26 protein-coding genes and 1 tRNA gene are annotated in these 20,669 nt (G+C 68.3%); 6 read left to right on the top strand and 21 right to left on the bottom strand.

All coding sequences use genetic code 11. The annotated features are described in order from the left end of the window. Positions 1-272: 272 nt before the first annotated feature. The 5 genes from ACQ66R_RS00655 to ACQ66R_RS00635 form a co-directional block, all read right to left on the bottom strand. Positions 273-632, bottom strand: coding sequence for a hypothetical protein (locus ACQ66R_RS00655; protein WP_430418320.1), 360 nt, complete (start codon positions 630-632; stop codon positions 273-275). Continuing rightward, entirely contained in the window at positions 593-1,294 is a 702-nt protein-coding gene (locus ACQ66R_RS00650) for a hypothetical protein (protein WP_430418318.1), read from the bottom strand. Before ACQ66R_RS00650 ends, ACQ66R_RS00655 begins: the two co-directional genes overlap by 40 nt. Positions 1,295-1,448: 154 nt before the next feature. Then, positions 1,449-1,940 carry a 30S ribosomal protein S9 gene (gene rpsI / locus ACQ66R_RS00645; protein WP_430418316.1) on the bottom strand — a complete coding sequence of 164 codons (492 nt, stop codon included), beginning with the start codon at positions 1,938-1,940 and terminating at the stop codon, positions 1,449-1,451. Then, positions 1,940-2,413: a 50S ribosomal protein L13 gene (rplM, locus tag ACQ66R_RS00640; protein ID WP_430426173.1), complete on the bottom strand. Its 474-nt coding sequence runs from the start codon at positions 2,411-2,413 to the stop codon at positions 1,940-1,942. Before rplM ends, rpsI begins: the two co-directional genes overlap by 1 nt. Before the next feature lie 191 nt (positions 2,414-2,604). Next, positions 2,605-3,636: a COX15/CtaA family protein gene (locus tag ACQ66R_RS00635; RefSeq protein WP_430418314.1), complete on the bottom strand. Its 1,032-nt coding sequence runs from the start codon at positions 3,634-3,636 to the stop codon at positions 2,605-2,607. Positions 3,637-3,727: 91 nt separating this feature from the next. Here ACQ66R_RS00635 and ACQ66R_RS00630 point away from each other — a divergent pair, with 91 nt between their 5' ends. Further along, positions 3,728-3,925, top strand: coding sequence for a DUF2842 domain-containing protein (locus ACQ66R_RS00630; protein WP_430418312.1), 198 nt, complete (start codon positions 3,728-3,730; stop codon positions 3,923-3,925). A 34-nt stretch (positions 3,926-3,959) separates the two neighbouring features. Further along, positions 3,960-4,889, top strand: a complete 930-nt coding sequence (locus ACQ66R_RS00625) for an MBL fold metallo-hydrolase (protein WP_430418310.1) — start codon at positions 3,960-3,962, stop codon at positions 4,887-4,889. On the opposite strand, the gene ACQ66R_RS00620 is transcribed toward ACQ66R_RS00625, so the two are convergent. Then, entirely contained in the window at positions 4,886-5,578 is a 693-nt protein-coding gene (locus ACQ66R_RS00620) for a TonB family protein (protein WP_430418308.1), read from the bottom strand. The genes ACQ66R_RS00625 and ACQ66R_RS00620 overlap by 4 nt on opposite strands. A 40-nt stretch (positions 5,579-5,618) precedes the next feature. Between ACQ66R_RS00620 and ACQ66R_RS00615 the strand changes: the two genes are divergently transcribed. Then, a tRNA-Pro gene (locus ACQ66R_RS00615) sits at positions 5,619-5,695 on the top strand. Between the two features lie 212 nt (positions 5,696-5,907). Here the strand turns inward: ACQ66R_RS00615 and ACQ66R_RS00610 are convergent. The 9 genes from ACQ66R_RS00610 to ACQ66R_RS00570 form a co-directional block, all read right to left on the bottom strand. Beyond that, on the bottom strand, positions 5,908-6,318 hold the full coding sequence (locus ACQ66R_RS00610; protein ID WP_430418306.1) for a hypothetical protein: 411 nt from the start codon (positions 6,316-6,318) through the stop codon (positions 5,908-5,910). Beyond that, on the bottom strand, positions 6,318-7,190 hold the full coding sequence (locus tag ACQ66R_RS00605) for a TIGR02587 family membrane protein (RefSeq protein WP_430418304.1): 873 nt from the start codon (positions 7,188-7,190) through the stop codon (positions 6,318-6,320). Before ACQ66R_RS00605 ends, ACQ66R_RS00610 begins: the two co-directional genes overlap by 1 nt. A 56-nt stretch (positions 7,191-7,246) precedes the next feature. Then, a complete protein-coding gene (locus ACQ66R_RS00600) occupies positions 7,247-7,939 on the bottom strand; it encodes a glycine zipper 2TM domain-containing protein (protein ID WP_430418302.1) in 693 nt (230 codons plus the stop codon). A 217-nt stretch (positions 7,940-8,156) separates the two neighbouring features. Further along, entirely contained in the window at positions 8,157-8,567 is a 411-nt protein-coding gene (locus tag ACQ66R_RS00595; RefSeq protein ID WP_430418300.1) for a MerR family transcriptional regulator, read from the bottom strand. A gap of 15 nt (positions 8,568-8,582) precedes the next feature. Beyond that, positions 8,583-8,885, bottom strand: a complete 303-nt coding sequence (locus ACQ66R_RS00590) for an integration host factor subunit alpha (protein WP_293364679.1) — start codon at positions 8,883-8,885, stop codon at positions 8,583-8,585. 100 nt (positions 8,886-8,985) lie between these two features. Further along, positions 8,986-9,981: a beta-ketoacyl-ACP synthase III gene (locus tag ACQ66R_RS00585; RefSeq protein ID WP_430418298.1), complete on the bottom strand. Its 996-nt coding sequence runs from the start codon at positions 9,979-9,981 to the stop codon at positions 8,986-8,988. Then, entirely contained in the window at positions 9,968-11,020 is a 1,053-nt protein-coding gene (plsX, locus tag ACQ66R_RS00580; RefSeq protein WP_430418296.1) for a phosphate acyltransferase PlsX, read from the bottom strand. The genes ACQ66R_RS00585 and plsX overlap by 14 nt, the downstream gene beginning before the upstream one ends. Before the next feature lie 59 nt (positions 11,021-11,079). Further along, positions 11,080-11,607, bottom strand: a complete 528-nt coding sequence (locus ACQ66R_RS00575) for a YceD family protein (RefSeq protein ID WP_430418294.1) — start codon at positions 11,605-11,607, stop codon at positions 11,080-11,082. After that, the gene (locus ACQ66R_RS00570; protein ID WP_430418292.1) at positions 11,592-12,119 is read right to left on the bottom strand and encodes a ubiquinol-cytochrome C chaperone family protein; all 528 of its coding nucleotides are present in this window, start codon (positions 12,117-12,119) and stop codon (positions 11,592-11,594) included. The genes ACQ66R_RS00575 and ACQ66R_RS00570 overlap by 16 nt, the downstream gene beginning before the upstream one ends. Before the next feature lie 108 nt (positions 12,120-12,227). On the opposite strand from ACQ66R_RS00570, the gene ACQ66R_RS00565 reads away from it, so the two are divergent. Then, entirely contained in the window at positions 12,228-12,719 is a 492-nt protein-coding gene (locus ACQ66R_RS00565) for an outer membrane protein assembly factor BamE (protein WP_430418290.1), read from the top strand. Positions 12,720-12,809: 90 nt separating this feature from the next. Here the strand turns inward: ACQ66R_RS00565 and ACQ66R_RS00560 are convergent, their stop codons facing one another. Both ACQ66R_RS00560 and ACQ66R_RS00555 read right to left on the bottom strand, forming a co-directional pair. Then, the gene (locus ACQ66R_RS00560) at positions 12,810-14,954 is read right to left on the bottom strand and encodes a sodium-translocating pyrophosphatase (RefSeq protein ID WP_430418288.1); all 2,145 of its coding nucleotides are present in this window, start codon (positions 14,952-14,954) and stop codon (positions 12,810-12,812) included. Between the two features lie 213 nt (positions 14,955-15,167). Next, complete coding sequence (locus ACQ66R_RS00555; protein ID WP_430418287.1) at positions 15,168-15,587, bottom strand: hypothetical protein; 420 nt, start codon at positions 15,585-15,587, stop codon at positions 15,168-15,170. A gap of 133 nt (positions 15,588-15,720) precedes the next feature. On the opposite strand from ACQ66R_RS00555, the gene ACQ66R_RS00550 reads away from it, so the two are divergent. Then, a complete protein-coding gene (locus tag ACQ66R_RS00550) occupies positions 15,721-16,662 on the top strand; it encodes a retroviral-like aspartic protease family protein (protein ID WP_430418285.1) in 942 nt (313 codons plus the stop codon). A 6-nt stretch (positions 16,663-16,668) separates the two neighbouring features. Continuing rightward, positions 16,669-17,391 carry an HAD family hydrolase gene (locus ACQ66R_RS00545; protein ID WP_430418283.1) on the top strand — a complete coding sequence of 241 codons (723 nt, stop codon included), beginning with the start codon at positions 16,669-16,671 and terminating at the stop codon, positions 17,389-17,391. On the opposite strand, the gene ACQ66R_RS00540 is transcribed toward ACQ66R_RS00545, so the two are convergent. From ACQ66R_RS00540 to ribH, 4 genes are all read right to left on the bottom strand, one after another. After that, positions 17,388-18,659 (bottom strand): sulfatase-like hydrolase/transferase, encoded by a 1,272-nt coding sequence (locus ACQ66R_RS00540; RefSeq protein WP_430418282.1) that lies wholly within the window; start codon positions 18,657-18,659, stop codon positions 17,388-17,390. The two genes, ACQ66R_RS00545 and ACQ66R_RS00540, sit on opposite strands and share 4 nt — an antisense overlap. Before the next feature lie 35 nt (positions 18,660-18,694). Beyond that, positions 18,695-19,654: a thiamine-phosphate kinase gene (gene thiL, locus ACQ66R_RS00535; protein WP_430418280.1), complete on the bottom strand. Its 960-nt coding sequence runs from the start codon at positions 19,652-19,654 to the stop codon at positions 18,695-18,697. A gap of 74 nt (positions 19,655-19,728) precedes the next feature. Further along, positions 19,729-20,190 carry a transcription antitermination factor NusB gene (gene nusB / locus ACQ66R_RS00530; RefSeq protein WP_430418278.1) on the bottom strand — a complete coding sequence of 154 codons (462 nt, stop codon included), beginning with the start codon at positions 20,188-20,190 and terminating at the stop codon, positions 19,729-19,731. Further along, positions 20,187-20,651: a 6,7-dimethyl-8-ribityllumazine synthase gene (ribH, locus tag ACQ66R_RS00525; protein ID WP_430418276.1), complete on the bottom strand. Its 465-nt coding sequence runs from the start codon at positions 20,649-20,651 to the stop codon at positions 20,187-20,189. The genes nusB and ribH overlap by 4 nt, the downstream gene beginning before the upstream one ends. Positions 20,652-20,669 lie beyond the last annotated feature (18 nt).

Here is a 20,669-nt window from a genome sequence, read left to right as displayed (position 1 = left end):
ACGCCAGCGGCGGGCCTCAAGCCACTTCCGAAACTCAGTATCTTTCACGGACCCAACCCCACCCGAACATCGCGTTGCAGACTAACAACGGGGCCTGGCTCGACAATCCCGATGTTCGGCCGGTTCGTGGGCGCGAAACGCTCGTAGGTGCTTCACAAGTGGGCCCCCTGCCCAATCCGCACCGCCCCTACGGGCGGCGCCTGACAGCCGCCATCTTCATGGCGGCAAGAACGACGCGTCATCTGACGCCCGCGCCTGCTGGGCGAAACGCGCTACGCCTTGGCCTTGAACTTCTTGGTCCGCAATTCTCTCGCCTGCATCACGGTGAGCACGTGGCTGTAGTGCTTCTCGATGTAGGTGATCGAGGTCCCCATGTTCTTGGCGAGGACGTGGACCGGGATGCCGGAGAGCAGGCATTGGGTGCAGTAGAAGTGGCGCAGGCTGTAGACCGTCCGCCGCTTGCCCCAGCGGTCGTCCAGGAGCTTGAGGCGAGACAAGATGCTCGCGAAGGTCTTGTTGAAGTTCTCCACCGGCTTGCCGTCATAGCCGCAGAACACCAGATCGTCGGGCCCGCTGTGCCGCGAGACCTTCTTTAGCCGGTCCAGATAGGTCTGCGTGCCTTCACGGCACACAACGGTGCGGGCGCCCGTCTTCGTTGTCGGCGCCACCTCCACGACCAGCGCCGGCCCTTCGTGTGCTTCACCTTGGTGGCCTTGACCCACGGCTCGCGCTTCACGAAGCCGATCCGCTTACCCCAGCGGAAGATCTGCCGGAGCATGCCGGCTTCCATGTCCAGGGTCTTCTGAGCCGGGACCTTCACGGCGTTGGCGGGGATGTCCTCGTCGCCATCCCACCGGTCGGGGTTGTGGTAGTTGATGCGCCAGTCCCAGTAGCGCTCGACGAAGGCGTCCGGCATGTCGTTGACGCGGGCGTCGCCGAAGTACGGGTTGAAGTACTTCTCCGCCATGAATCGGTGCAGCCGCTGGCGATGGATCGACAACCCGGTTTCGTGGGCCGCGTAGAAGCGCTTCCACAGGTCCTTGAACTTGAGGTTTCCGGAGACGCGCACGTCCATGCCGAGCTTCTGCTCGGCCCGCAACTCGTAGAAGAGGTCCTCGGCCTGGTTGAGGGCCGTGGGGAGATCGCGGGTCTTGAGGGAGCGGATGACGTAGCCGCTGACGCCGGGGACCTTCAGGCGAGCCTGATAGACCTGCTGCTTGGTGTCGCCGCGGCGGTAGACCATGACGGCCCCGTCACGGAGGCGGTGGACCTCTTGATAGAAGCTGTCGGGCATCACGCGCCTCGCCAATTCCTGTGAAGGAACTGTGCAAAACGCTAACTGGAAACTGCGGAAAATACAACCGCTTGTGAGTCATCTGTGAATGGCAAAACAGGCGCCTAGCCTTCGCTAGACGCCTGTTTTTATTCAACAAATTGAAGCGTAAGAGTTAGCGCTTCGAGAACTGGAAGCTGCGTCGGGCCTTGGCCTTGCCGTACTTCTTCCGCTCCACGACGCGGGGGTCGCGGGTCAGGAGGCCGTGCGGCTTCAGCACGGCGCGCAGGCCGGGCTCGTAATAGGTCAGAGCCTTGGAGATGGCGTGGCGAACGGCGCCCGCCTGACCCGAAAGGCCCGAGCCTTCCACGGTGGCGATGACGTCGAACTGGCCGGCGCGATCCGTCAGTTCCATCGGCTGGGCGATCATCATGCGCAGCACCGGACGGGCGAAGTAGATCGTCTGGTCACGGCCGTTGATGGTGATCGTGCCCTTGCCCGGCTTGATCCAGACGCGGGCGACCGCGTTCTTCCGCTTGCCGGTCGCGTAGGCGCGGCCCTGGGCGTCGACCTTGCGCTCGTGCACCGGGGCCTCCGCCTGGGTGCCCATGCCCTTCAGGGCGTCGAAGCCGGTGGCGACTTCGGTCGGCTTTTCAGCTTCGCTCATTACGCGCTCCGCACGTTCTTGGCGTTCAGGTCGGCGAACGCGATGGTCTCGGGATTTTGCGCCGCGTGCGGGTGCTCGGGAGCATTGTAGATGCGCAGGTGGGTCAGCTGCTTGCGGGCCAGCGGGCTCTCCTTGGGGAGCATGCGCTCGACGGCCTTCTGCAGGACGCGCTCGGGGTACTTGCCGGCCAGGATCTGGGCCGGGGTCCGCTGCTTCACGCCGCCCGGGTGGCCGGTGTGCCAGTAGTAGACCTCGTCGGTGGCCTTCTTGCCCGTGAACTTCACCTTGTGGGCGTTCACGACGACGACGAAGTCGCCGCAGTCGACGTGCGGGGTGTAATCAGCGCGATGCTTGCCGCGAAGACGCATGGCGATGAACGAAGCCAGACGGCCGACAACGGCGTCCTGAGCGTCGATCACGATCCACTTCTTCTCGACCTCGGCGGGCTTCAGCGAAGCCGTAGTGCTCTTCAGCATGAGGGACGATCCAATAGAACGAATGCGGGTTCGCTGGACGCGGCCCGACGTGAGGCGCGGCATATGCCGAAAAGGGATCGCCCTGTCAATGCGCGAGGATGCGCTCGGAATGCATCAACACTCTGTATTTCAACAACAATCCTATAACGGTATTATATTACCGCGCCTTTTTCCGCCTCAGACCGCCCTCAGACGCGCCGCACGCGCCACGCGAAGGCGACCGCCAGCATCAGGACCAGAGCCGCGGCCAGCTGGTGGGCGATGGAGAGGCCGACCGGCGCGCGCATCACCAGGGTGACGACGCCCAGGACCGCCTGGAGGCCGACGGCGGCGGCCACCGCGACGGCCAGCAGCTTGGATTCGCGCGCCAGATAGCTGGAGCGCCAGGCGAAGATCCCCATCGCCAGCGCCACGCCGGTCAGGACGTAGGCCACGATCCGGTGATTGAACTGCACCGCGCCCTGGCTGTGGGCGAGCGTGGCCCAGAGGTTGGCGCCCAGGTAGTCGTCGGGGATCAGGGCCCCGTTCATCAGGGGCCAGTCGTTGTAGATCAGCCCGGCGTCGTTGCCGGCCACCAGGGCGCCCAGCAGCACCTGCAGGTAGATGAGGCCCAGCAGCGCGGCGGCGCGCCGGCCCCAGGGGCTGGGCAGCGTCTGGCGGGCCGTGCCGGCCCAGGCGTCGAAGGCGGTCCACATCACCAGGCCCAGCAGCGCGAACGCCAGCCCCAGGTGGACCATCAGCCGCTCGGGCGCGACCGAGACGCGGTGGGTCAGCCCGCTGGCCACCATCCACCAACCGACGGCGCCCTGAAGGCCGCCCAGGAGGAAGATGCCGCCCAGGCGCAGGAACAGCCGTCGCGGCAGCTGTCGCCGGATCGCGAACCACGCGAACGGCACGAAGAACACCAGGCCGACCAGGCGGCCCAGCAGCCGGTGCGACCACTCCCACCAGTAGATGGTCTGGAACTCGGCCATGGTCATGCCGGCGTTCAGCTGGCTGTATTGCGGGATCTGCTTGTAGAGCGCGAACTCGGCGTCCCAGTCGGCCTGCGACAGGGGCGGCAGCGCGCCGGTGACCGGCTTCCACTCGGTGATCGAGAGCCCCGAGTCCGTCAGGCGCGTGGCGCCGCCGACGATCACCATGGCGAGCACCATGGCGGCCACGACGAAGAGCCAGATGGCGACAGGCTTGGAACGGTCCGAACTCAGGAACGAAATCATGGTGTCGCGATTGGCGCAGCTTTCCGGCCGAACTTTGGCCGCGGTCCTTTAGCGGGCTTACGCGCCGAGGCCCAGCGCTCTATGAGGAGGCATGTCACCCCGCCTGCGCAAATTCCTGGGAATGATCGCGATCCTCGCGTTTCTCGCCGCCTACAGCGTCACCGTTGTCCTGGTCGGCGACATGGTGCCCAAGCATTGGGCGGCCCAGGCGCTGTACTACGGCGTCTTCGGCACGGCCTGGGGCGTGCCGCTGTTCCCGCTGATCCGGTGGATGAACCGCGAAGGCTGACCTAAGCTGGGCCTTCCTGATTGCTGGAGGCTCCATGACGCGCCTGCTGATCGCCCTCGCCGTCCTCCTGCTCGCGCCCCTGCCCGCGCTGGCCGCCCAGGTGGGCAAGCTGAAGGTCACCGTGCTGTCGACCATGATGGCCGACCAGGGCGTCGGCGAGTGGGGCTATGCGGCCCTGGTCGAGGTGGACGGCAAGAAGATCCTCTACGACACCGGCGCGCGGCCCGAGACGGTGCTGGCCAACGCCCGCGAGCTGAAGGTGGATCTGTCCGGGATCGAGGACGTGGTGCTGAGCCACCACCACGGCGACCACACCGGCGGCTTCCTGGTGCTGCGCAAGGCGCTGGCGGCGGGCAACTCCAAGGCGCTGAGCCGGGTGCATGTGGCCGAAGGGTTCTTCGAAGGCGGGACCCAGGGCTACCGCCCCGCGATCGCGAAGTTCAGGGCGGAGGTGGAGGCCTCGGGCGCCGGATTCATCGTCCACAACCGCGTTGAGGAGCTGCTGCCCGGCGTCTGGCTGACCGGCCCGGTGCCGCGCGAGACCGACGAGAAGAACTTTCCCGTCGGCTGGAAGCTGGCCAGCGGCGTCGAGGACAACGTGCCGGAAGACATGGCCATGGTGTTCGACACCGCCGACGGCGTGGTGGCGCTGACCGGCTGCGGCCACGCCGGCGTGATCAACATCGCGCGCCGCGCCCGGGCGCTCACCGGCGGCAAGCCGCTGCTGGCCCTGATCGGCGGCCTGCACACCTTCGGCCTGAACGATGCGCGGCTGGACTGGACCGGCGCCGAACTGAAGACGGCGGGCGTGAAGTTCATGCTGCTGGGCCACTGCACCGGCATCGAAGCCACGATGCGCCTGCGCGCGGCCACGGGCCTGACGCGCCGTACGGCGGCCTATGGCGCAACGGGGGCGACGTTCGAGCTGGGCTCGGGGATCAACGCGCGGGCGATTGCGGGCTAGCGCTTCACCCAAGGGTGCGCCTTGGCGTCGAACGCAACCTCGAAACGCCAGACGCCGTCGGCGGGAATGGCGACATTCGGCGGAAGCGGTCCCGCCGTCATCCACCGCTGCTGGGCCATCTTCAGCACGCTGTCGGCGAAGCCGACGTCCTCACCCTCCGCGTGAGCGACCTCGCAGTCTTTGAGCCGCTCATCGTCGCCAACGGCACAATCCACCTGGACGAAGCCGCCGCGTCCCATCCTGAGGGCGCGATCTGGCCAATAAGGTCCGGCGGGCGCCAGCCAGGCGTAAGACCCCGGGTCCTTGAACTTCGCAGCACGAAGCGGCGGCGCGCGAGTGCGCACCCCGAAACGCACGGGCAGCCGCAGCCGCTTTCCCTTCGCCGCCGCGCCGGTGGGCGAAGCCATGTCCATCTTGAAGAGAGGCGTCAGGGACAGCGCGGCGGCGCCGAACCCTCTGTCGGCAGGCGTCTCCAGCGCGATCTTGCACGCTTCCAGGCTGCCGTCATTGGTCACCACACACGAGAGATCGGCCCGACCGATGACGCCGTCCGCCTTCGCGGCGGCGGGATAGGCCGCGGCGAGTTCGTCGGACGTCGGGCTGCGGATCCACTGGGCGTGAGCTGAGCCCGCCGCAAACCCGAACGCGCAGGCTGCGACGCCGCCGCCCAAAATTTGGATTGCCCTCATTCCCGGTTCCGCTAGAAGACGCCCCTCGCCGCTGGGCCGACGGAGCGTGGCGCAGCTTGGTAGCGCACTTGACTGGGGGTCAAGGGGTCGCAGGTTCAAATCCTGTCGCTCCGACCAGCGTCCGGCGGCGAGATTTCTCTGAAGTTCAGGAATTTGGGTGGTCTGCGCAGGCTTGCGTGCGAGCGCGTGCCTCGACGCGGGTGAACAACAGCGGCACTCGCCGCGCGGTCGTGGACGAGTTCGACGCGGCGCACCCTGCTCCCACCGCCTGACATGGCCGCGGAAACGCGGTTCAGTCCAGCTTGTTCCAGTCGCGACGCCGCGCCGGCTCAGGGGTCTTCCCAGCCCTCGACGCTCACGTCCGGCGGTGACGTGGCCGGATCCGCCTGGAAGATCAGCCCACCTCGCGTCTCGCCCCGGCCAGGCACGTACGAGAAGGTGGCATGACGTTCCTCCGGCGCCTCGCCGGGGCGACGCAGCACGCCGCGCACGTCCACCTGCGCGGCGGTCGCGTGACTGGTGTTCCGGACAACGATTGGGACCGCGTAGCCTGTCCCGCTTCGCGTCGCGGGCAAGGCGCTGACCGAGAGGCGGGGCGGCCCCGGATCGGCGGTCACGCCTTCCCAGATCGTGTAGCCCACCAAGCCCAGGGTGAGCATCAGGCCCAGCGCCGCGGCGGTCCATTCGGCCACCGGGGTCCGCTGGGTCAGTGTCTCCTTCGGCTTGCAGCGCGCGGCCATCAAACCACCAGCCTTGCGGCGGCCGCACCGATCGCAGCCGGGAAACCCAGCACCACGATCGCCCGGGCCGTGTCGCTGAGACCGCCGTCCAGACGCCCGAACGTCCAGAGGATGTAGACGCTGACGAGCAGCGCGACGCCATAGCCCGCGAGGCTGTAGTGCAGGAACGCGAGACGCTGACTCTCATGCTGTTCCTGCCCGGCAAACCCGACGGAAAAGACGAGGGCGTGCAGCGTGAGCAGCGACACGGCGATCAGCGCCAGCGCATGCCAGGGAGTCATTCGGAAGCTGATCAGGATCATCTCGTCGGTAGGCGCCACGTTGAAGGCGAAGAAGAGCGCGCCCGACGCCATGAGAAAGAGCTGCCCCAGATAGCCGGCCCGATCCTCCTTCGATCGTTCCTGATCGCGCGCCTTCAGCTGCTTATTGGCGAGCACCGCGCCAATGGCAGCGGGCGCGGCCTGCACGGCGATCATGCCGACGGCCTCCCGCGCCGCCGTATGAATTGTCAGCAGGCCCATGAGGACTAGGAGCACAGCCGCCACCAACGCGCCGATCAGCAGGGCCGCCAGCGCGTCCAACGCGTCATCACCCAGCGTACGGGTGTCACGGAAGCCGGCGAAATGGCTGAGGCCCAGCACGACTCCGGCGCTGACCACCAGGAAAGCGGCCAGCCGGAGCCGATCCATGTGAGCGCCCAACGCCCACATCTCCATGGTCATCAGCAGCGGAAAACTGAAGATCAACGCGCCGGCCGCCGCGCGCGCCAGCCCGAGAGCATAGGTTTCGTCGGCGCGCAGCGCGGCCTCTCCGCGGCGGGGTGATGGCATGCCGGCCGAACGGCCAAGGCTCGGCGCGGTTCCCTCGCTCAAGGCTGCTCCAGCCCGACGCCGGATGAGCGTCCGAAGCCGAGCTGGCATCATCCTGCCTAGTCGCGGCGATCCCAGCGGATCTGGCTATTCAGCGCGTCGAGCTTGGCCATGAGCGTGTAGCTCTCGCGGTCGGTCAAACGTCCGTCGCGGTAGTAGCGGCGCTCCTCGCGACGGATGTCGGACAGGGTATCCATCGCGCGCTGAGCTTCGCGACGCGACAACTGGCCGTTGTTGCGGCTACGCACAATGCGCCGCTCGAGCCATTCGCTGCGTTGGGCGATGTCCTGTGGCGCGTCGCGCCAGTCCGAGCGATCCGTGTAGTTGGCCGCGCTGCCATAGGCGCCGGCATTGGCGGCCCAGCGGCCGTCACGGTCCCAGCCGCCGGTGGGCGGCGCGCCGTCGATCCAGTTCCCGTTGCGGTCGTAGTAGCCGCGCGCGGCGGCGCGATCGACGCCGGTCGAATGCCAGTTGTTCTGGTTGTCGTAATAGCCGTAGGCGCGGCGACAGTCGCCGCTGTCCTTCGACAACTGGTTGCCGACGACCGCGCCGCCGACGCCGCCGATGACGGCGCCCTCGGTACGGTCTCCGCGGCCCGCCACCGCGCTGCCGGCGAGCGCCCCGAGGAGGCCGCCTACGACCGTTCCTGCGGCCCGATTGTTGCGCCGCTCCTCACAGGTCTGCTGCGCCGACGCGACCGATGGGACCAGGCACATGGCGGCGATGCCGGCGACGATAAGGGGGTGACGCATGGAGGGCTCCTCGCGGGACATCCGTCCCGGCACGATTGGGGTGGCGGCCAAACACCTTCGACCCGCAGCGGGTTCCGCGGTGTAGGAGACGCATCCGCCGCCTGATCGGAAGATCGAGTGTTCGGGCCCTGGACCACCTGCAGCGCGGCGAGATTTCCTGGATCGAAGACTGCGATACGGCGTGGCGCCTGGCGCCCCGCGCGAAACCTGAGCGGGCTCAGCCCTTGAGGAGGCCGTCCAGGCGGGCCTTGGCGGTCTCGAGGTCGCGCAGGGCTTCGAGAAGGGCGGTCTTGTCGCCCGTCGGCTTCGTGGCCTTGGGCGCCGGCGCCGGCTTCTCCACGGGCGGCGCGACCGCCGTCCCCTCGCCTGCCGCCACCAGACGCTTCACGCCCTGCTCGCGATGGAGCTTCTGGACGCCCTTGATGGTGTAGCCCTCGTCGTGGAGCAGTCGGCGCACGCCGCGCAGCACCGCGATGTCGGTGGGGCGGTAGAAGCGCCGCCCGCCGGCGCGCTTCATCGGCTTGATGAAGGTGAACTTGGTTTCCCAGAACCGGAGCACATGCTGGGGCACATGAAGCTCATCCGCCGCTTCGGAGATCGTACGGAAAGCGTCGGGCCCCTTGGCCACCGGACTACACGGTCCCTACCGCGATAACGCGCGGTCGACGCGAGCCTTCATCACTTGCGACGCGCGGAAGCCGATCACGCGGCGCGGATCGATCGCGGCCGGTTCGCCGGTCTTGGGATTGCGGCCCATTCGGGCGCGCTTGGCCCGGACCTGGAACACGCCGAAGCCCGAGAGTTTGACCTGCTCGCCCTTTTCCAGGGCGACGCACATCAGTTCGAGCACGCGTTCGACCAGCTCGGAGCAATCCTGGCGGGTCAGGCCCACCTGCTCGTGCACGGCCTCGCACAAATCCGCCCGTGTGACGGTCGCACCCTTCATGATCGCCCTGGTCCCCGCCGCCACGTCGTTCATGGTTCCTGATTGTCCTATTGTCACAAAGACTTCAAGTCACGCTTTACAGCTTAAGCCTAAGCGATCGTCAAAGGCGCAGGACGCAGGCGCCCCACGTCAACCCGCCACCCATGGCTTCCAGGAGCAGCAGTTGTCCGGGGCGGATACGACCGTCCTTCAGGCCCTGGTCGAGCGCAAGCGGAATCGAGGCCGCCGAGGTGTTCGCGTGTTCGGCGACCGTGGAGATGACCTTGGCCTCGTCGATGCCCAAACGGCGGGCCACGCCCTCGAGGATGCGCTGGTTGGCCTGGTGGGGGATGAACCAGTCGACGCTGGGCACATCGACGCCAGCATCGGCGGCCGCGGCGACAACGGCCTCGGAGATGTTCACGACGGCGTGGCGGAACACCTGGTTGCCCTGCATGCGCAGGTAGCCGGTCTGGCGATTGGTCGAGACGCCGCCGTCGACGTAGAGCAGGTCCTGCTTCGTGCCGTCGGCCCGCAGCGCCCAGCCCAGCAGGCCGCGGTCGGCCGTCGTGCCCTCGCCTTCGCCGGGCTCGACGACCACGGCGCCGGCGCCGTCGCCGAACAGCACGCAGGTGCCGCGGTCGGTCCAGTCCATCAGCCGAGTCATGGTCTCGGCGCCGATCACCAGCGCGCACTTGCTGCGCCCGCGGGCCGTGAAGCCGTCGGCGACCGACAGGGCGTAGACGAAGCCCGAGCAGACCGCCTGGACGTCGAAGGCGATGCCGATCGGGCAACCCAGCTTGCGCTGGACGATGGTGGCCACGGCCGGGAACGTCAGGTCGGGCGTGGTGGTGGCCACGATGATCAGGTCGACGTCGTCCGGCGTGCGGCCTGCGGCCTCCAGGGCCCGTCTCGCCGCCTCGACGGCCAGGTCGGAGACGGGCGTGCCGTCGTCGGCCTGACGACGCTGGCGGATGCCGGTGCGTTCGCGGATCCACTCGTCCGAGGTGTCGACCACTTTCGACAGATCTTCGTTCGTGACGATCCGATCGGGCAGATAGCCGCCGACCCCAGTGACGACGCTACGCAAAACTTTGGACACTTCAGGCGGCTCCATCCGCGGCGGAGGGGCCCGCATCGGCGAGCGCAGCGGGAAGCCGCCTCATATTCCGTTCGATCTCGGAGGCAAACCCGCTTTGCGCCACATCGGCGGCGGCTTGGATGGCTTTCGCGAAGTCACGTTCGTCGGCGCCGCCATGACATTTCAGCACCAGACCGTTCAGGCCCAGCAGCGGCGCGGCCGGCGGCGGGCTGATCTTGTCGCGGAACTCGCGCAGCGAACTGCGGGCCAGCAGGAAGCCCGCCTTCGTCATCAGGTCACGGCCCAGCGCGGCGCGCAGCTCGCTGTACATAAACTTGGCCGCGCCCTCCATGGCCTTCAGGGAAACGTTGCCGGTGAAGCCGTCGGTGACCACCACCTGGACCGTGCCGGCGGTCAGATCGTCGCCTTCCACGAAGCCCTTGTAGTCGAGGTCGATGCCGCCCTCGCGCAGGATGCGGTTGGCCTCGCGGACCTCCTCGTGGCCCTTCATTTCCTCGGAGCCCACGTTGAGCAGGCCCACCGAGGGACGGGCCACGCCGTGCGCCGCGCGGTGATAGGCCTCGCCCATGATCGCGAACTCCACTAGCCGTCCGGCGTCGCAATCGACGTTGGCGCCGACGTCCAGGAACGTGGTGACGCCGCAGGCGTGCGGAATCGAGGCCACCAGGGCCGGGCGATCCAGGTCGGCGCTCATCCGCAGGATCAGTTTGGAGATCGCCATCAGTGCGCCGGTGTTGCCCGCCGAAACCGCCGCGACCGCCTTACCCTCGCGGATCGCCTCGATGGCGTTCCACATGGACGAGCCCTTGCCGCGGCGCATGGCCTGGGCCGGCTTCTCGTCCATCGCGATGACCTTGTCGGCGTGGCGCACCTCGCACCGCTCAGACAGCAGCGGGTGCTTCGCGATATGCGGCTTCAGGACGGCTTCGTCGCCGTGCAGCAGCAGACGGATGTGGGGGTTGTCGGCCAGCGCCTGGGCGCAGGCGGGTACGACCACACTCGCCCCGTGGTCGCCGCCCATGGCGTCGACCGAGATAACCAGCGGCTGGCTCAAGTGAAGTCCGTCCCCAGAGGATTCGCCGCGACCTTAGCGGGACGTGGTCGCAGTGGAAACTAAGCCTTTGGCTCGGTGAGCTTCTTCAGAGCCGCGAAGGGCGTCGTTTCCTCTTCCGGGGCCTGGTAGTCGAAGGTCGCCCCAGGCTTGCGAGGGAACGGGTCGATCTCCAGCGCCAGGTGCTCGACGACATAGGCGGCCACGTCGATGGCCTCGCCGTCCAAGACGTCGGGCGCGTCCGGGCCTTCGGGGTCCAGCTCCACCTCGCCGCCTTCCGTCGTCGTCGCGTGCGGACTGCCCGCCGGCACGACCCGCAGGTCGATGGCGCCCCAGATGTCCTGCTCGAAGGGCTCCAGCGTGATGCCGCAGACCTGCTCGACCATCCCGTCGAAGCGGCCGGCGAGCTCGGCGCCGTCGAGCCAGGGCTTCACCGTGACCTGAGCCTTGAAGACCGGCAGGCTCTGCAGCTTCAGCGTCTTGGCGATCTGCGCGCGCTGTTCGGCGGTGGGCTCCAGATCGAGGCGAACCGGCCCGCGGGCCACCTCGTGCAGCTTGACGATCACCGACCAGGTCACGGCGCGACCCAAGTCACTTCGCCGGCGCACAGGGCGTCGACGGATTGGCCGGCCAGCGCCTCGCGCTGCCTCAGCACGTAGTCTCGAAAGGCCGAGGCCCGGGGGGCTTCGCGGCCCTCGTAGACCGTCCGGCCTATGAGCGCATCGAGCGGCGCCATGTCGGGCAGCGCCGCCAGCGCCGTCTCGTAGGAGTTGACCCTCCCGTAGAAGGCTTCTCCCAGCTTGCGGATCTTCTTGCCGACCGACAGATCGCCCACGCCCAGCTCGCGCAGCGCGTGGTCGAGCGCGCTGACATAGGTGTCGAACAACGCCTGGGCGGTCTCGGCGGCCAGCGGCCCCTGCCCCTTCAGGCGCTCGAGCAGCAGGTAGACGTGCACGCTGTAGATCTCGAACCGGCCCTCGGGCGTGTCGGGCGCGCCGAGGTCGGCGTAGAGAGTCGGGGTGCGCGACTGCGCCACGGTCTGGGCGTACAGAGCGCGCCCCGCGGCCGTCGCGGGCCTCGGCTTGAACAGGCGCTTGAGCATGGAGGCCTCGATTTTGCCCCGAGTGGGAACTAAAGGGCGCATTGAACTAAGGGGCGGCCGGCGATAGGTCAAAGCCTCTTGCCGTCTGGTCGCCAGAAACGAGTCCTGATGTCCCGCCACGCCGCCCTTGCTCTCCTCGTCGCCGTGACCCTCTCGGGCGGCCTCTCGGCGTGCTCGCCCATCACCAGCTATTCCGGCTTCCAGGCCATCGATTCCGACCCCAAGGACGTGAAGGTCGGAACCGACACCAAGTCGACCGTGCGCGCCAAGCTGGGCTCGCCGTCGGTGCAGTCCACCTTCGACCCGAACGTCTGGTTCTACGTGAACCAGATCAAGGAGCGCGTGGCCTTCCGCCGGCCGCAGGTGACCGCCCGCAACGTGACGGCCATCACGTTCAACAAGGACACCGAGATGGTGGAGACGGTGAACGTCTACACCCTGAAGGACGGCAAGGTGATCGCGTTCAACGACCGCGAGACCCCCACCCGCGGTCGCGAAATGACCGTGCTGGAACAGCTGCTGGGCAGCGTGGGCCGCGGCGGCCTGCTCCCGCAGGACGACGAAGGCGTCCCGGGCAGCCGTCCGGGCGACCGGCGCTAGAGAGCTTCCCTCCCCACCAGGGCAGGGCATGAAAAAGGCCCCGGAGATCGCTCTCCGGGGCCTCTTCTTTTTCGCCGCAGCGAGGTCGGGCTAGCCGACCGCCCCGTTGGCCAGGACCGCCAGCAGCAGCAGAGCCACGATGTTGGTGATCTTGATCATCGGGTTCACGGCGGGACCCGACGTGTCCTTATAGGGGTCGCCGACGGTGTCGCCGGTGACGGCGGCCTTGTGAGCCTCCGAACCCTTGCCGTGGCTCACGCCGTCGACGTCCTTGAAGCCCTCTTCGATCACCTTCTTGGCGTTGTCCCAGGCGCCGCCGCCCGAGGTCATCGAGATGGCGACGAACAGACCGGTGACGATCACGCCCATCAGCATCGCGCCGACGCTGGCGAAGGCGTCGACCTTGCCCGCGATGGCGTAGATGACAAAGAACAGCACCACGGGCGACACGACCGGCAGCAGCGACGGGACGATCATTTCCTTGATCGCCGCCTTGGTCAGGATGTCGACGGCGCGGCCGTATTCCGGCTTCACCTCGCCGGTCATGATGCCGGGGTTCTCGCGGAACTGACGACGGACCTCGACCACGACCGACTGGGCGGCGCGGCCGACGGCGGTCATCGACATGCCGCCGAACAGGAACGGCAGCAGGCCGCCGATCAGGAGGCCGACCACCACGTAAGGGTTGGACAGGTCGAAGGCCACCGCGCCCAGGCCGTCGAAGAACGACCCCGGCGTCGCGTTGGCCGCGAAGTACTTCAGGTCTTCGGTGTAGGCCGCGAAGAGCACCAGGGCGCCCAGGCCGGCCGAACCGATGGCGTAGCCCTTGGTCACGGCCTTGGTCGTGTTGCCCACGGCGTCGAGCGCGTCGGTGGTGACGCGGACTTCCGGCGGCAGACCCGCCATTTCGGCGATGCCGCCGGCGTTGTCGGTGACCGGCCCGAAGGCGTCCAGGGCCACGATAAAGCCCGCCAGCGACAGCATCGCCGTCGTGGCGATGGCGATGCCGAACAGGCCCGCCAGGTTGTAGGTGACGATGATGCCGAGGACGATGACGATCGCCGGAGCCGCGCAGGCCTCGAGCGACATGGCCAGCCCCTGGATCACGTTGGTGCCGTGTCCCGAGACCGAGGCCTGAGCCACCGACTTCACCGGGCGGAAATTGGTGCCGGTGTAGTACTCGGTGATCATCACGATCAGGGCGGTGATCGCCAGGCCCGCGAGCGAGCAGTAGAACAGCGCCATGGCGTTGAAGGTCTTGCCGGCCACCGTCAGGTCTTCCGTCACCAGCGACGGGATCAGGAAATAGAGCGCGATCGCCGACAGGGCGCCGGTGACGATCAGGCCCTGGTAGAGGGCCCCCATGATCGAGCCGCTCTTGCCCAGGCGCACCGCGAAGGTGCCCAGGATCGAGGTGATGATGCAGACGCCGCAGATGGCCAGCGGCAGCAGCATCACGCTGCCCACGACGGCCGAACCGCCGAAGAAGATGGCGGCGAGCACCATGGTGGCCACCGTGGTCACTGCATAGGTTTCGAACAGGTCGGCGGCCATGCCGGCGCAGTCGCCGACGTTGTCACCCACGTTGTCGGCGATGGTGGCGGCGTTGCGCGGGTCATCCTCGGGGATGCCGGCCTCGACCTTGCCCACCATGTCGCCGCCGACGTCGGCGCCCTTGGTGAAGATGCCCCCGCCCAGGCGGGCGAAGATGGAGATCAGCGAGGCGCCGAAGCCCAGCGAGACCAGGCCGTCGACGACATGGCGATCCGACGGCAGCAGCCCCAGCGAGCCGGTGAGGAAGGCGTAGTAGCCCGCCACGCCGATCAGGGCGAAGCCCGCCACCAGCAGCCCGGTGATGGCCCCCGAGGTGAAGGCCAGCTTCAGGCCTTTCGCCAGGCTTTCCGACGACGCCTGCGCGGTCCGAACGTTCGCGCGAACCGAGATCAGCATGCCGGCGAAGCCGGCGGCGCCCGAAAGCACGGCCCCGATGAGGAAGCCGCCGGCGGCGTATGCGCCGATCAGCAGGAACAGGGCGATCAGCACGACGACGCCCACGACCGAAATCGCCGTGTACTGGCGCTTCAGGTAGGCTTGCGCGCCTTCCTGGATCGCCGCCGCGATCTCCTGCATTCGCGCGTTGCCCGGCGAGGCTTTCAGGAGCGCGACCGTCTGGAGGATGCCGTAAAGCACCGCCAGCGCCCCTGCGCCGATCACCAATAATAGAACAGAACTCATGATAGCTATCGCCCCTCTGCGACTATGTGCGCGGAGGAAAGCCGACGGCCGCCTCGGTCGGGCGTGCTCAGGCCGGCTCCCTGCCCCTTCGCGTTTCCCCAACTTCGTCCCGGGCGCAGAGGCGCGCCCTGGAAAGACCTCGGAAACTAATAGGGTTTCGAAGACCCGCGCAACCGGCGCCGCTGGGGAACCGCTTACATCGGGGCTGCAGGATCAGGCGGCGGGCGTGCGAGCGCGCCGCCGGGGCGCCTGTTGAGTCACGACGACCGAAAGGATCTGCCCCGGTCCGGCGATCGCCGCGGCGTCGCGCTTGAGCGTTGCGGTCAGCTTGGGAACGTCGACGGCGCCGAGGTCGGAGGCCAGCGTGAAGGGCGTGCGATGGCCGGCGCGGACCAGGGCGTCACGAAACACGGGCTCCTTCTCGCGGAGCCGCGCAACGTTGGCGCCCGAGGTCAGATTGATGCGGACGTAGACGAAGACGTAGTTCACGAGCTGTCGGTTCACGACGATCGGCAGGCCGACCGCCTGGAGGTCGACGTACTGGCCGACGTCGCCCTTGTCCTCCTTCTCGGCGGCGAAGACGGGTGAGGCCGCGAGGGCCATCAGGGCGGCGATGAGGGCTTTGCGCAGCATCTCGTAAATCTTGCCCGCAAAGCCTTTCCGTAGTGTTGCCACAGCAACCGGCGCCGCTTGTCGCATTCATGGCGACGCTGTCGGAACGGTGGTATCCTGCCTGCAGAACAAGAAGTGGGAGGAGTGCGGGGACATGTCTCCGACCCGTCGAACTGCCGCTCTGGGCGTCCTCGCCGCGAGCGCCGCCGCCCTACCCGCCACGAAGGCGCTGGCCGACACGCCCGTCGTCGAACTTCCCGACGCCGACGAGCCCAACGCCAAACTCGCCATGACCGAGTCCAGCTTCGAGCACATGCTGGCGCCCGTCAGCGTCAACGGTCGCGGGCCCTTCAACTTCCTGCTCGACACCGGCGCCAACACCAGCTGCGTGTCGCACAAGCTGGCCGAGAAGCTGTCGCTCAAGTCGCGCGAGACGGCCAAGGTCCACACGGTGGTGGGTGTCCGCGACCGGCCGATCGTGACCCTGGACGAGCTGCAGGTCGGGCCCCGCAATCGCAAGCGCGTTCGCGCCCCGTCGCTGCCGATCAAGGGCTCGGAAGTGGACGGTGTCCTGGGCGTCGACTGGCTGAAAGGCCAGCGCCTGGAGATGGACTTCCGGAAGATGTCCATGCAGATCACCAAGTCGCAGAGCGACGAAAGCGAGCCTGGGAAGGTCGTCGTGGTCCCCGCGCGTCGTCGCCACGGCCAGCTGACCATCGTCGACGCCGACCTGTCGGGAAAGCGCATCAGCGCGATCATCGACTCGGGGGCCCAGGGCACGCTCTGCAACAGCAAGCTCCGCGACCTGGTCCGCGCGTCCGAGGCCCGCAAGGGCAAGACCGAACCCGTGCGCGAGGTGCGGATGGAGTCGCTGGCCGGCGAGGTCTTTGTCGGCGAGGCGGTGTTCCTGCCGTTCCTGCGACTGGGCGGGCTGCATCTGGGCAACGTCCAGGTGACCTGCGCCGACATGCATGTCTTCGACATCTGGGGTCTGAAGGACAGCCCCGCGCTGGTGCTGGGCATCGACCTGCTGTCGCAGTTCGAGCAAGTGGCGCTGGACTTCGGCCGCTCGCAGGTGCGGTTCGATTTCATCTGATCGCCGGTGAGTTCGCGTCGGCCACGCGCCATCCTCGTCGACATGGACGACACGATCCTGGCGGCCGGACAGCGGCCGCAGGTTCTGCTGGCGATTGCGCGCGAGTTGGCGTCGGACCTGCTCCCTCATACGCCGGACACGGTCGCCGAGCGGCTGGAGGCGGCGCTCACGGCGTTCTGGAGCGATCCCGAGCGACACAAGGCAGCGCGGTTCAGCATCACGGAAGCCCGGCGCGGCGTGGTCCGCGAGACCTTTGCCATGCTGCCGCCGTTGGGCCCGGATCTGGCGGACCGGTTCGCCGCCGACTTCAGCGCCGCGCGCGACGCGATGACGGTCTGCTTCCCCGGCGCGTTGGACGGCCTGCAGGCCCTGAAGGACCTGGGGATCCGGCTGGCGCTGGTCACCAATGGCTCGGCGCCGACGCAGCGGGCGAAGATCGAGCGCTTCGGACTGGCCGCCTACTTCGACCATATCCAGATCGAAGGTGAGATGGGCTTCGGCAAGCCAGAGCCCCGCGCCTACCACCACGCGATGGCGGCCCTGGGCGCCGAGCCCCACGATACCTGGATGGTGGGCGACCATCTCGAGTGGGAGGTCCGCGTTCCCCAGACGCTGGGCCTGACCGCGGTCTGGTGCGACGGCTTCAACCTGGGCCTTCCGACCGACGCCGCCTGCACGCCCGATCACATCGTGGTGTCCCTGCGTGAACTGCCGGGGCTGTTCATCTAGTCCGGATGATCCTTCGCGCTGGCCGGCGCCACGTGAGGCGGGAACTGGGCGGCGATGGGCTCGTACTTCGCCCGCGCCCGGGCCAGGCGCTCCCGCATGTCGGCCAGCACCTCCGGGTACAGGCTGGCGACGCTATAGGTCTCGCCGGGGTCGGCCTGCATGTCGAAGAGGAGCGGCAGGCCGTCCAGCGGGATGTCCATGTCGCGATAATACGAGCGCGCCACCAACTTCCAGCGCGGGGTGCGAAGGCCCGCCACATGGTTGTTGTTGAAGAGCAGGATCTCGTCGTGGCCGCCCTCCCCGCCCATAAGCATGGGCGTGAGGTCCAGGCCGTCCAGCTCCCGGTCGGCGGGCGGCTCCAGGCCGGCAAGGCTGAGCACCGTGGGCAGGAGATCCAGGTTGCTGGCCAGGCCCCGCCCGACCGTTCCGGCAGGGATGCGCCGGGGCAGGCGCACCACCAGCGGGACGCGAAAGCCCCCGTCCCAGGCCGAGCCGCCCTTGCGGTCGCGGAACGGTCCGGACGAACCCTCGAACCAGGGACCGTTGTCCGAGGTGAAAACCACCAGCGTGTCGTCGTCGAGGCCCAGCGCCTGGAGGCGGTCCAGCAGCCGCCCGACGTTCAGGTCGATCTCCTCGACCACGTCGCCATAGTCGCCGGCGGGCGAGCCGGTGGGATCATCGGGGTTGGGTCGCAGCGGGATGTGCGGCGCGGTCAGAGCCAGCAGGACGAAGAAGGGGCGCTCGCGATGGGCTTCGGCGAAGGCCATCGTCTGTTCGAAGAAGCGCTGGGTCAGCTTCGTCAGATCGACTCGGCCCTCGTGGGCCGTCACCTCGGGCCCGTCGGCTTCGAACAGCTGCAGGGGGCGCATGTCGTGGCTGTAGGCCAGGCCGTAGAAGCGGTCGAAGCCGTAGTTGGTGGGCGGCCAGTGCGGGGCGACATGGCCCAGGTGCCACTTGCCGATGAGGGCGGTGGCGTAGTCGGGCTTCAGCGCCTTGGGGATGGTGATCTCGCCCGGCGGCAGGCCCGTGGTGTCGGCCGGCTGGATCACCTCGTGCGCCAGGCCCGAGCGAATGGCATAGCGGCCGGTCAGCAGGCCCGCCCGCGACGGCGTGCAGACGTTGGCCGAGGCGTAGAAGTCGGTCAGCCGCGCGCCCTCGGCGGCCAGCCGGTCGATGTTGGGCGTGCGGATGTGGGTGGAGCCGTTGCAGCCCACGTCGCCGTAGCCGAGGTCGTCGGCCAGGATGATGATCACATTGGGCTTACGCACGACGCCTCCGTTGTTGGAGCAGAGCCTAAACGGCCTCAGCCGTGCGTCCAGCCGCCGGCGCCGGGGTCGACGGTCCGGCCGGCGGCGCGGACCTCCAGGCCAGGCGTTTCACGCACCTCGCCGATCACGGTGAAGCCCCGCGGCCGGGTGGCGCCGGAGGGCATGGTGCAGACGATCTCGTAGTCGTCGCCGCCGGTTGCCAGGCGCAGCAGCGACGAGGCCACGTCCTCCTGGCGCTCAAGCCAGGTGGCGGCGGCGCCCGAGAGCGGGATCTGGTCCAGGTCCAGCATCAGACCGACGCCGCTGGCCTCGGCGATGTGGCGGGCGTCGGCGATCAGGCCGTCCGAGACGTCGGCCGCGGCCGTGGCGTGTCGGCGCAAGGTGGCGCGCAGGTCCAGCCGGGGCTCCGGGAAGCGATAGCGGTGGACCAGTCGGCCATCGGGGTCTGAGACCTCGCCCTGGATCGCGGCCAGGCCCAGGGTGGCGTCGCCGATGGCGCCCGAGACCAGCACCCGGTCACCGGGCCGGGCGCCCGCGCGCCGGATCATCCGCCCCGCCGGGACCCAGCCCATGGCGGTGAGGCTGCAGGTGAACGGGCCCGGCGTGGACGTCGTGTCGCCGCCCAGCAGGTCCACGTCGAACGCCTCGAGGTCCGAGGCCAGACCCAGGACAAAGCGTTCGCGGTCGCGCAGGGTGTAGTGGGCGGGCCAGCTCACGGCCAGGAAGGCCGCGAACGGCTCGGCGGCCTTGGCGGCCAAGTCTGAGAGGTTCACCCGCACCAGCTTGCGGGCCACGAGGTCAGGCGCCTCGCCGGTGGGGAAGTGGACGCTTTCGACGATGGCGTCCTTGGTCACCACGATGTCGTGGCCCGCGCGCTGGGGGATGACGGCGGCGTCGTCCTTCAGCTCGAACGCGCCGGGCGCGCCGCGAGCCAGCGGCAGGAACAGCCGGGCGATCTCTCCGAATTCGTCGAGCGATCTAGGCGGCTCGGACATCGGCCTCGTCTCTCCGCCAACTTCGGCGCCACACCATCAAACGCAGATTCGGTGGCGGTGGCGTGGCGAACGCCTCAGGTCTTGCGGACGTCCCGGGCCACCGCATCCAGGGCCCCGTTCACGAAGCCCGGCTCCGTTCCTTCGAAGAAGCTCTTTGCGACGTCGACGTACTCGTCGATCACCACCTCGGTCGGCACATCGGGACGGTGCGCCAGCTCGAAGGCGCCCGCGCGGAGGATGGCGCGCACGGTGGCGTCCAGCCTGTCCAGCTTCCAGTTCTCGGCCAGGCGCTTGACGATGGCGGCGTCGACGCGGCGCTGTTCGGCGACCACGCCCCGCACCAGCTCGGCGAAGAAGCTCTCGTCGGCCGAGGCCAGGGTGTCGCCTTCGCCTTCGACGCCTTCCAGAGCGCGGTCGAAGCGGTGCTCGGTGAACTCGCGGATCACATGCTCGACGCCGATGGCCGAGACTTCCATCTGGTAGAGGGCCTGGACGGCGGCCAGGCGCGCGACCGAACGGGACGCGTGCTGGCTCATCGCTTGCCGCCCATCAGCTGCTGCTTGAGCGCGATCATCGTCAGGGCCGCGCGCGCCGCGCCGCCGCCCTTGTCACCCTCGCTGAAGCGCGCACGGGCCCAGGCCTGCTCGTCGTCTTCCGTGGTCAGGATGCCGTTGCCGATGCACAGGCGCTTGCCGGTGGTCAGGTCCATGATCCCGCGGGCGCTCTCGTTCGAGACGATCTCGAAATGATAGGTCTCGCCGCGGATGACGCAGCCCAGGGCTACGTAGCCGTCGTAGCGCACGCCCGTCGGCTTGTGCCCGGCTTCCTCGGCCAGGGCGATGGCGCCGGGGATCTCCAGCGCGCCCGGCACGGTGACGACCTCATACTCGGCGCCGAACGCGCTCAGCGCCTGGGTCGCGCCCTCGAGCAGGGCGTCGGCCAGATCGTCGTAGAAGCGGGCTTCCACGATGAGGATGCGGATCGGTTCGTCGCTCATAGATCGTCCTTCAATATC

Source organism: Phenylobacterium sp. (genome assembly GCF_965284355.1).
Classification (GTDB): Bacteria; Pseudomonadota; Alphaproteobacteria; order Caulobacterales; family Caulobacteraceae; genus Phenylobacterium.
The sequence above is the reverse complement of the archived record's forward strand: the minus strand, read 5'-3'. Positions and strand labels throughout refer to the sequence as shown.

Coding starts and splice junctions, on each gene's coding strand:
- ACQ66R_RS00650 (WP_430418318.1), bottom strand. CDS start 1,294: ATGCCCGACAGCTTCTATCAAGAGGTCCACCGCCTCCGTGACGGGGCC.
- rpsI (WP_430418316.1), bottom strand. CDS start 1,940: ATGAGCGAAGCTGAAAAGCCGACCGAAGTCGCCACCGGCTTCGACGCC.
- ACQ66R_RS00635 (WP_430418314.1), bottom strand. CDS start 3,636: ATGATTTCGTTCCTGAGTTCGGACCGTTCCAAGCCTGTCGCCATCTGG.
- ACQ66R_RS00630 (WP_430418312.1), top strand. CDS start 3,728: ATGTCACCCCGCCTGCGCAAATTCCTGGGAATGATCGCGATCCTCGCG.
- ACQ66R_RS00625 (WP_430418310.1), top strand. CDS start 3,960: ATGACGCGCCTGCTGATCGCCCTCGCCGTCCTCCTGCTCGCGCCCCTG.
- ACQ66R_RS00620 (WP_430418308.1), bottom strand. CDS start 5,578: ATGAGGGCAATCCAAATTTTGGGCGGCGGCGTCGCAGCCTGCGCGTTC.
- ACQ66R_RS00610 (WP_430418306.1), bottom strand. CDS start 6,318: ATGGCCGCGCGCTGCAAGCCGAAGGAGACACTGACCCAGCGGACCCCG.
- ACQ66R_RS00600 (WP_430418302.1), bottom strand. CDS start 7,939: ATGCGTCACCCCCTTATCGTCGCCGGCATCGCCGCCATGTGCCTGGTC.
- ACQ66R_RS00590 (WP_293364679.1), bottom strand. CDS start 8,885: ATGAAGGGTGCGACCGTCACACGGGCGGATTTGTGCGAGGCCGTGCAC.
- ACQ66R_RS00585 (WP_430418298.1), bottom strand. CDS start 9,981: ATGGAGCCGCCTGAAGTGTCCAAAGTTTTGCGTAGCGTCGTCACTGGG.
- ACQ66R_RS00570 (WP_430418292.1), bottom strand. CDS start 12,119: ATGCTCAAGCGCCTGTTCAAGCCGAGGCCCGCGACGGCCGCGGGGCGC.
- ACQ66R_RS00565 (WP_430418290.1), top strand. CDS start 12,228: ATGTCCCGCCACGCCGCCCTTGCTCTCCTCGTCGCCGTGACCCTCTCG.
- ACQ66R_RS00560 (WP_430418288.1), bottom strand. CDS start 14,954: ATGAGTTCTGTTCTATTATTGGTGATCGGCGCAGGGGCGCTGGCGGTG.
- ACQ66R_RS00555 (WP_430418287.1), bottom strand. CDS start 15,587: ATGCTGCGCAAAGCCCTCATCGCCGCCCTGATGGCCCTCGCGGCCTCA.
- ACQ66R_RS00550 (WP_430418285.1), top strand. CDS start 15,721: ATGTCTCCGACCCGTCGAACTGCCGCTCTGGGCGTCCTCGCCGCGAGC.
- thiL (WP_430418280.1), bottom strand. CDS start 19,654: ATGTCCGAGCCGCCTAGATCGCTCGACGAATTCGGAGAGATCGCCCGG.
- nusB (WP_430418278.1), bottom strand. CDS start 20,190: ATGAGCCAGCACGCGTCCCGTTCGGTCGCGCGCCTGGCCGCCGTCCAG.
- ribH (WP_430418276.1), bottom strand. CDS start 20,651: ATGAGCGACGAACCGATCCGCATCCTCATCGTGGAAGCCCGCTTCTAC.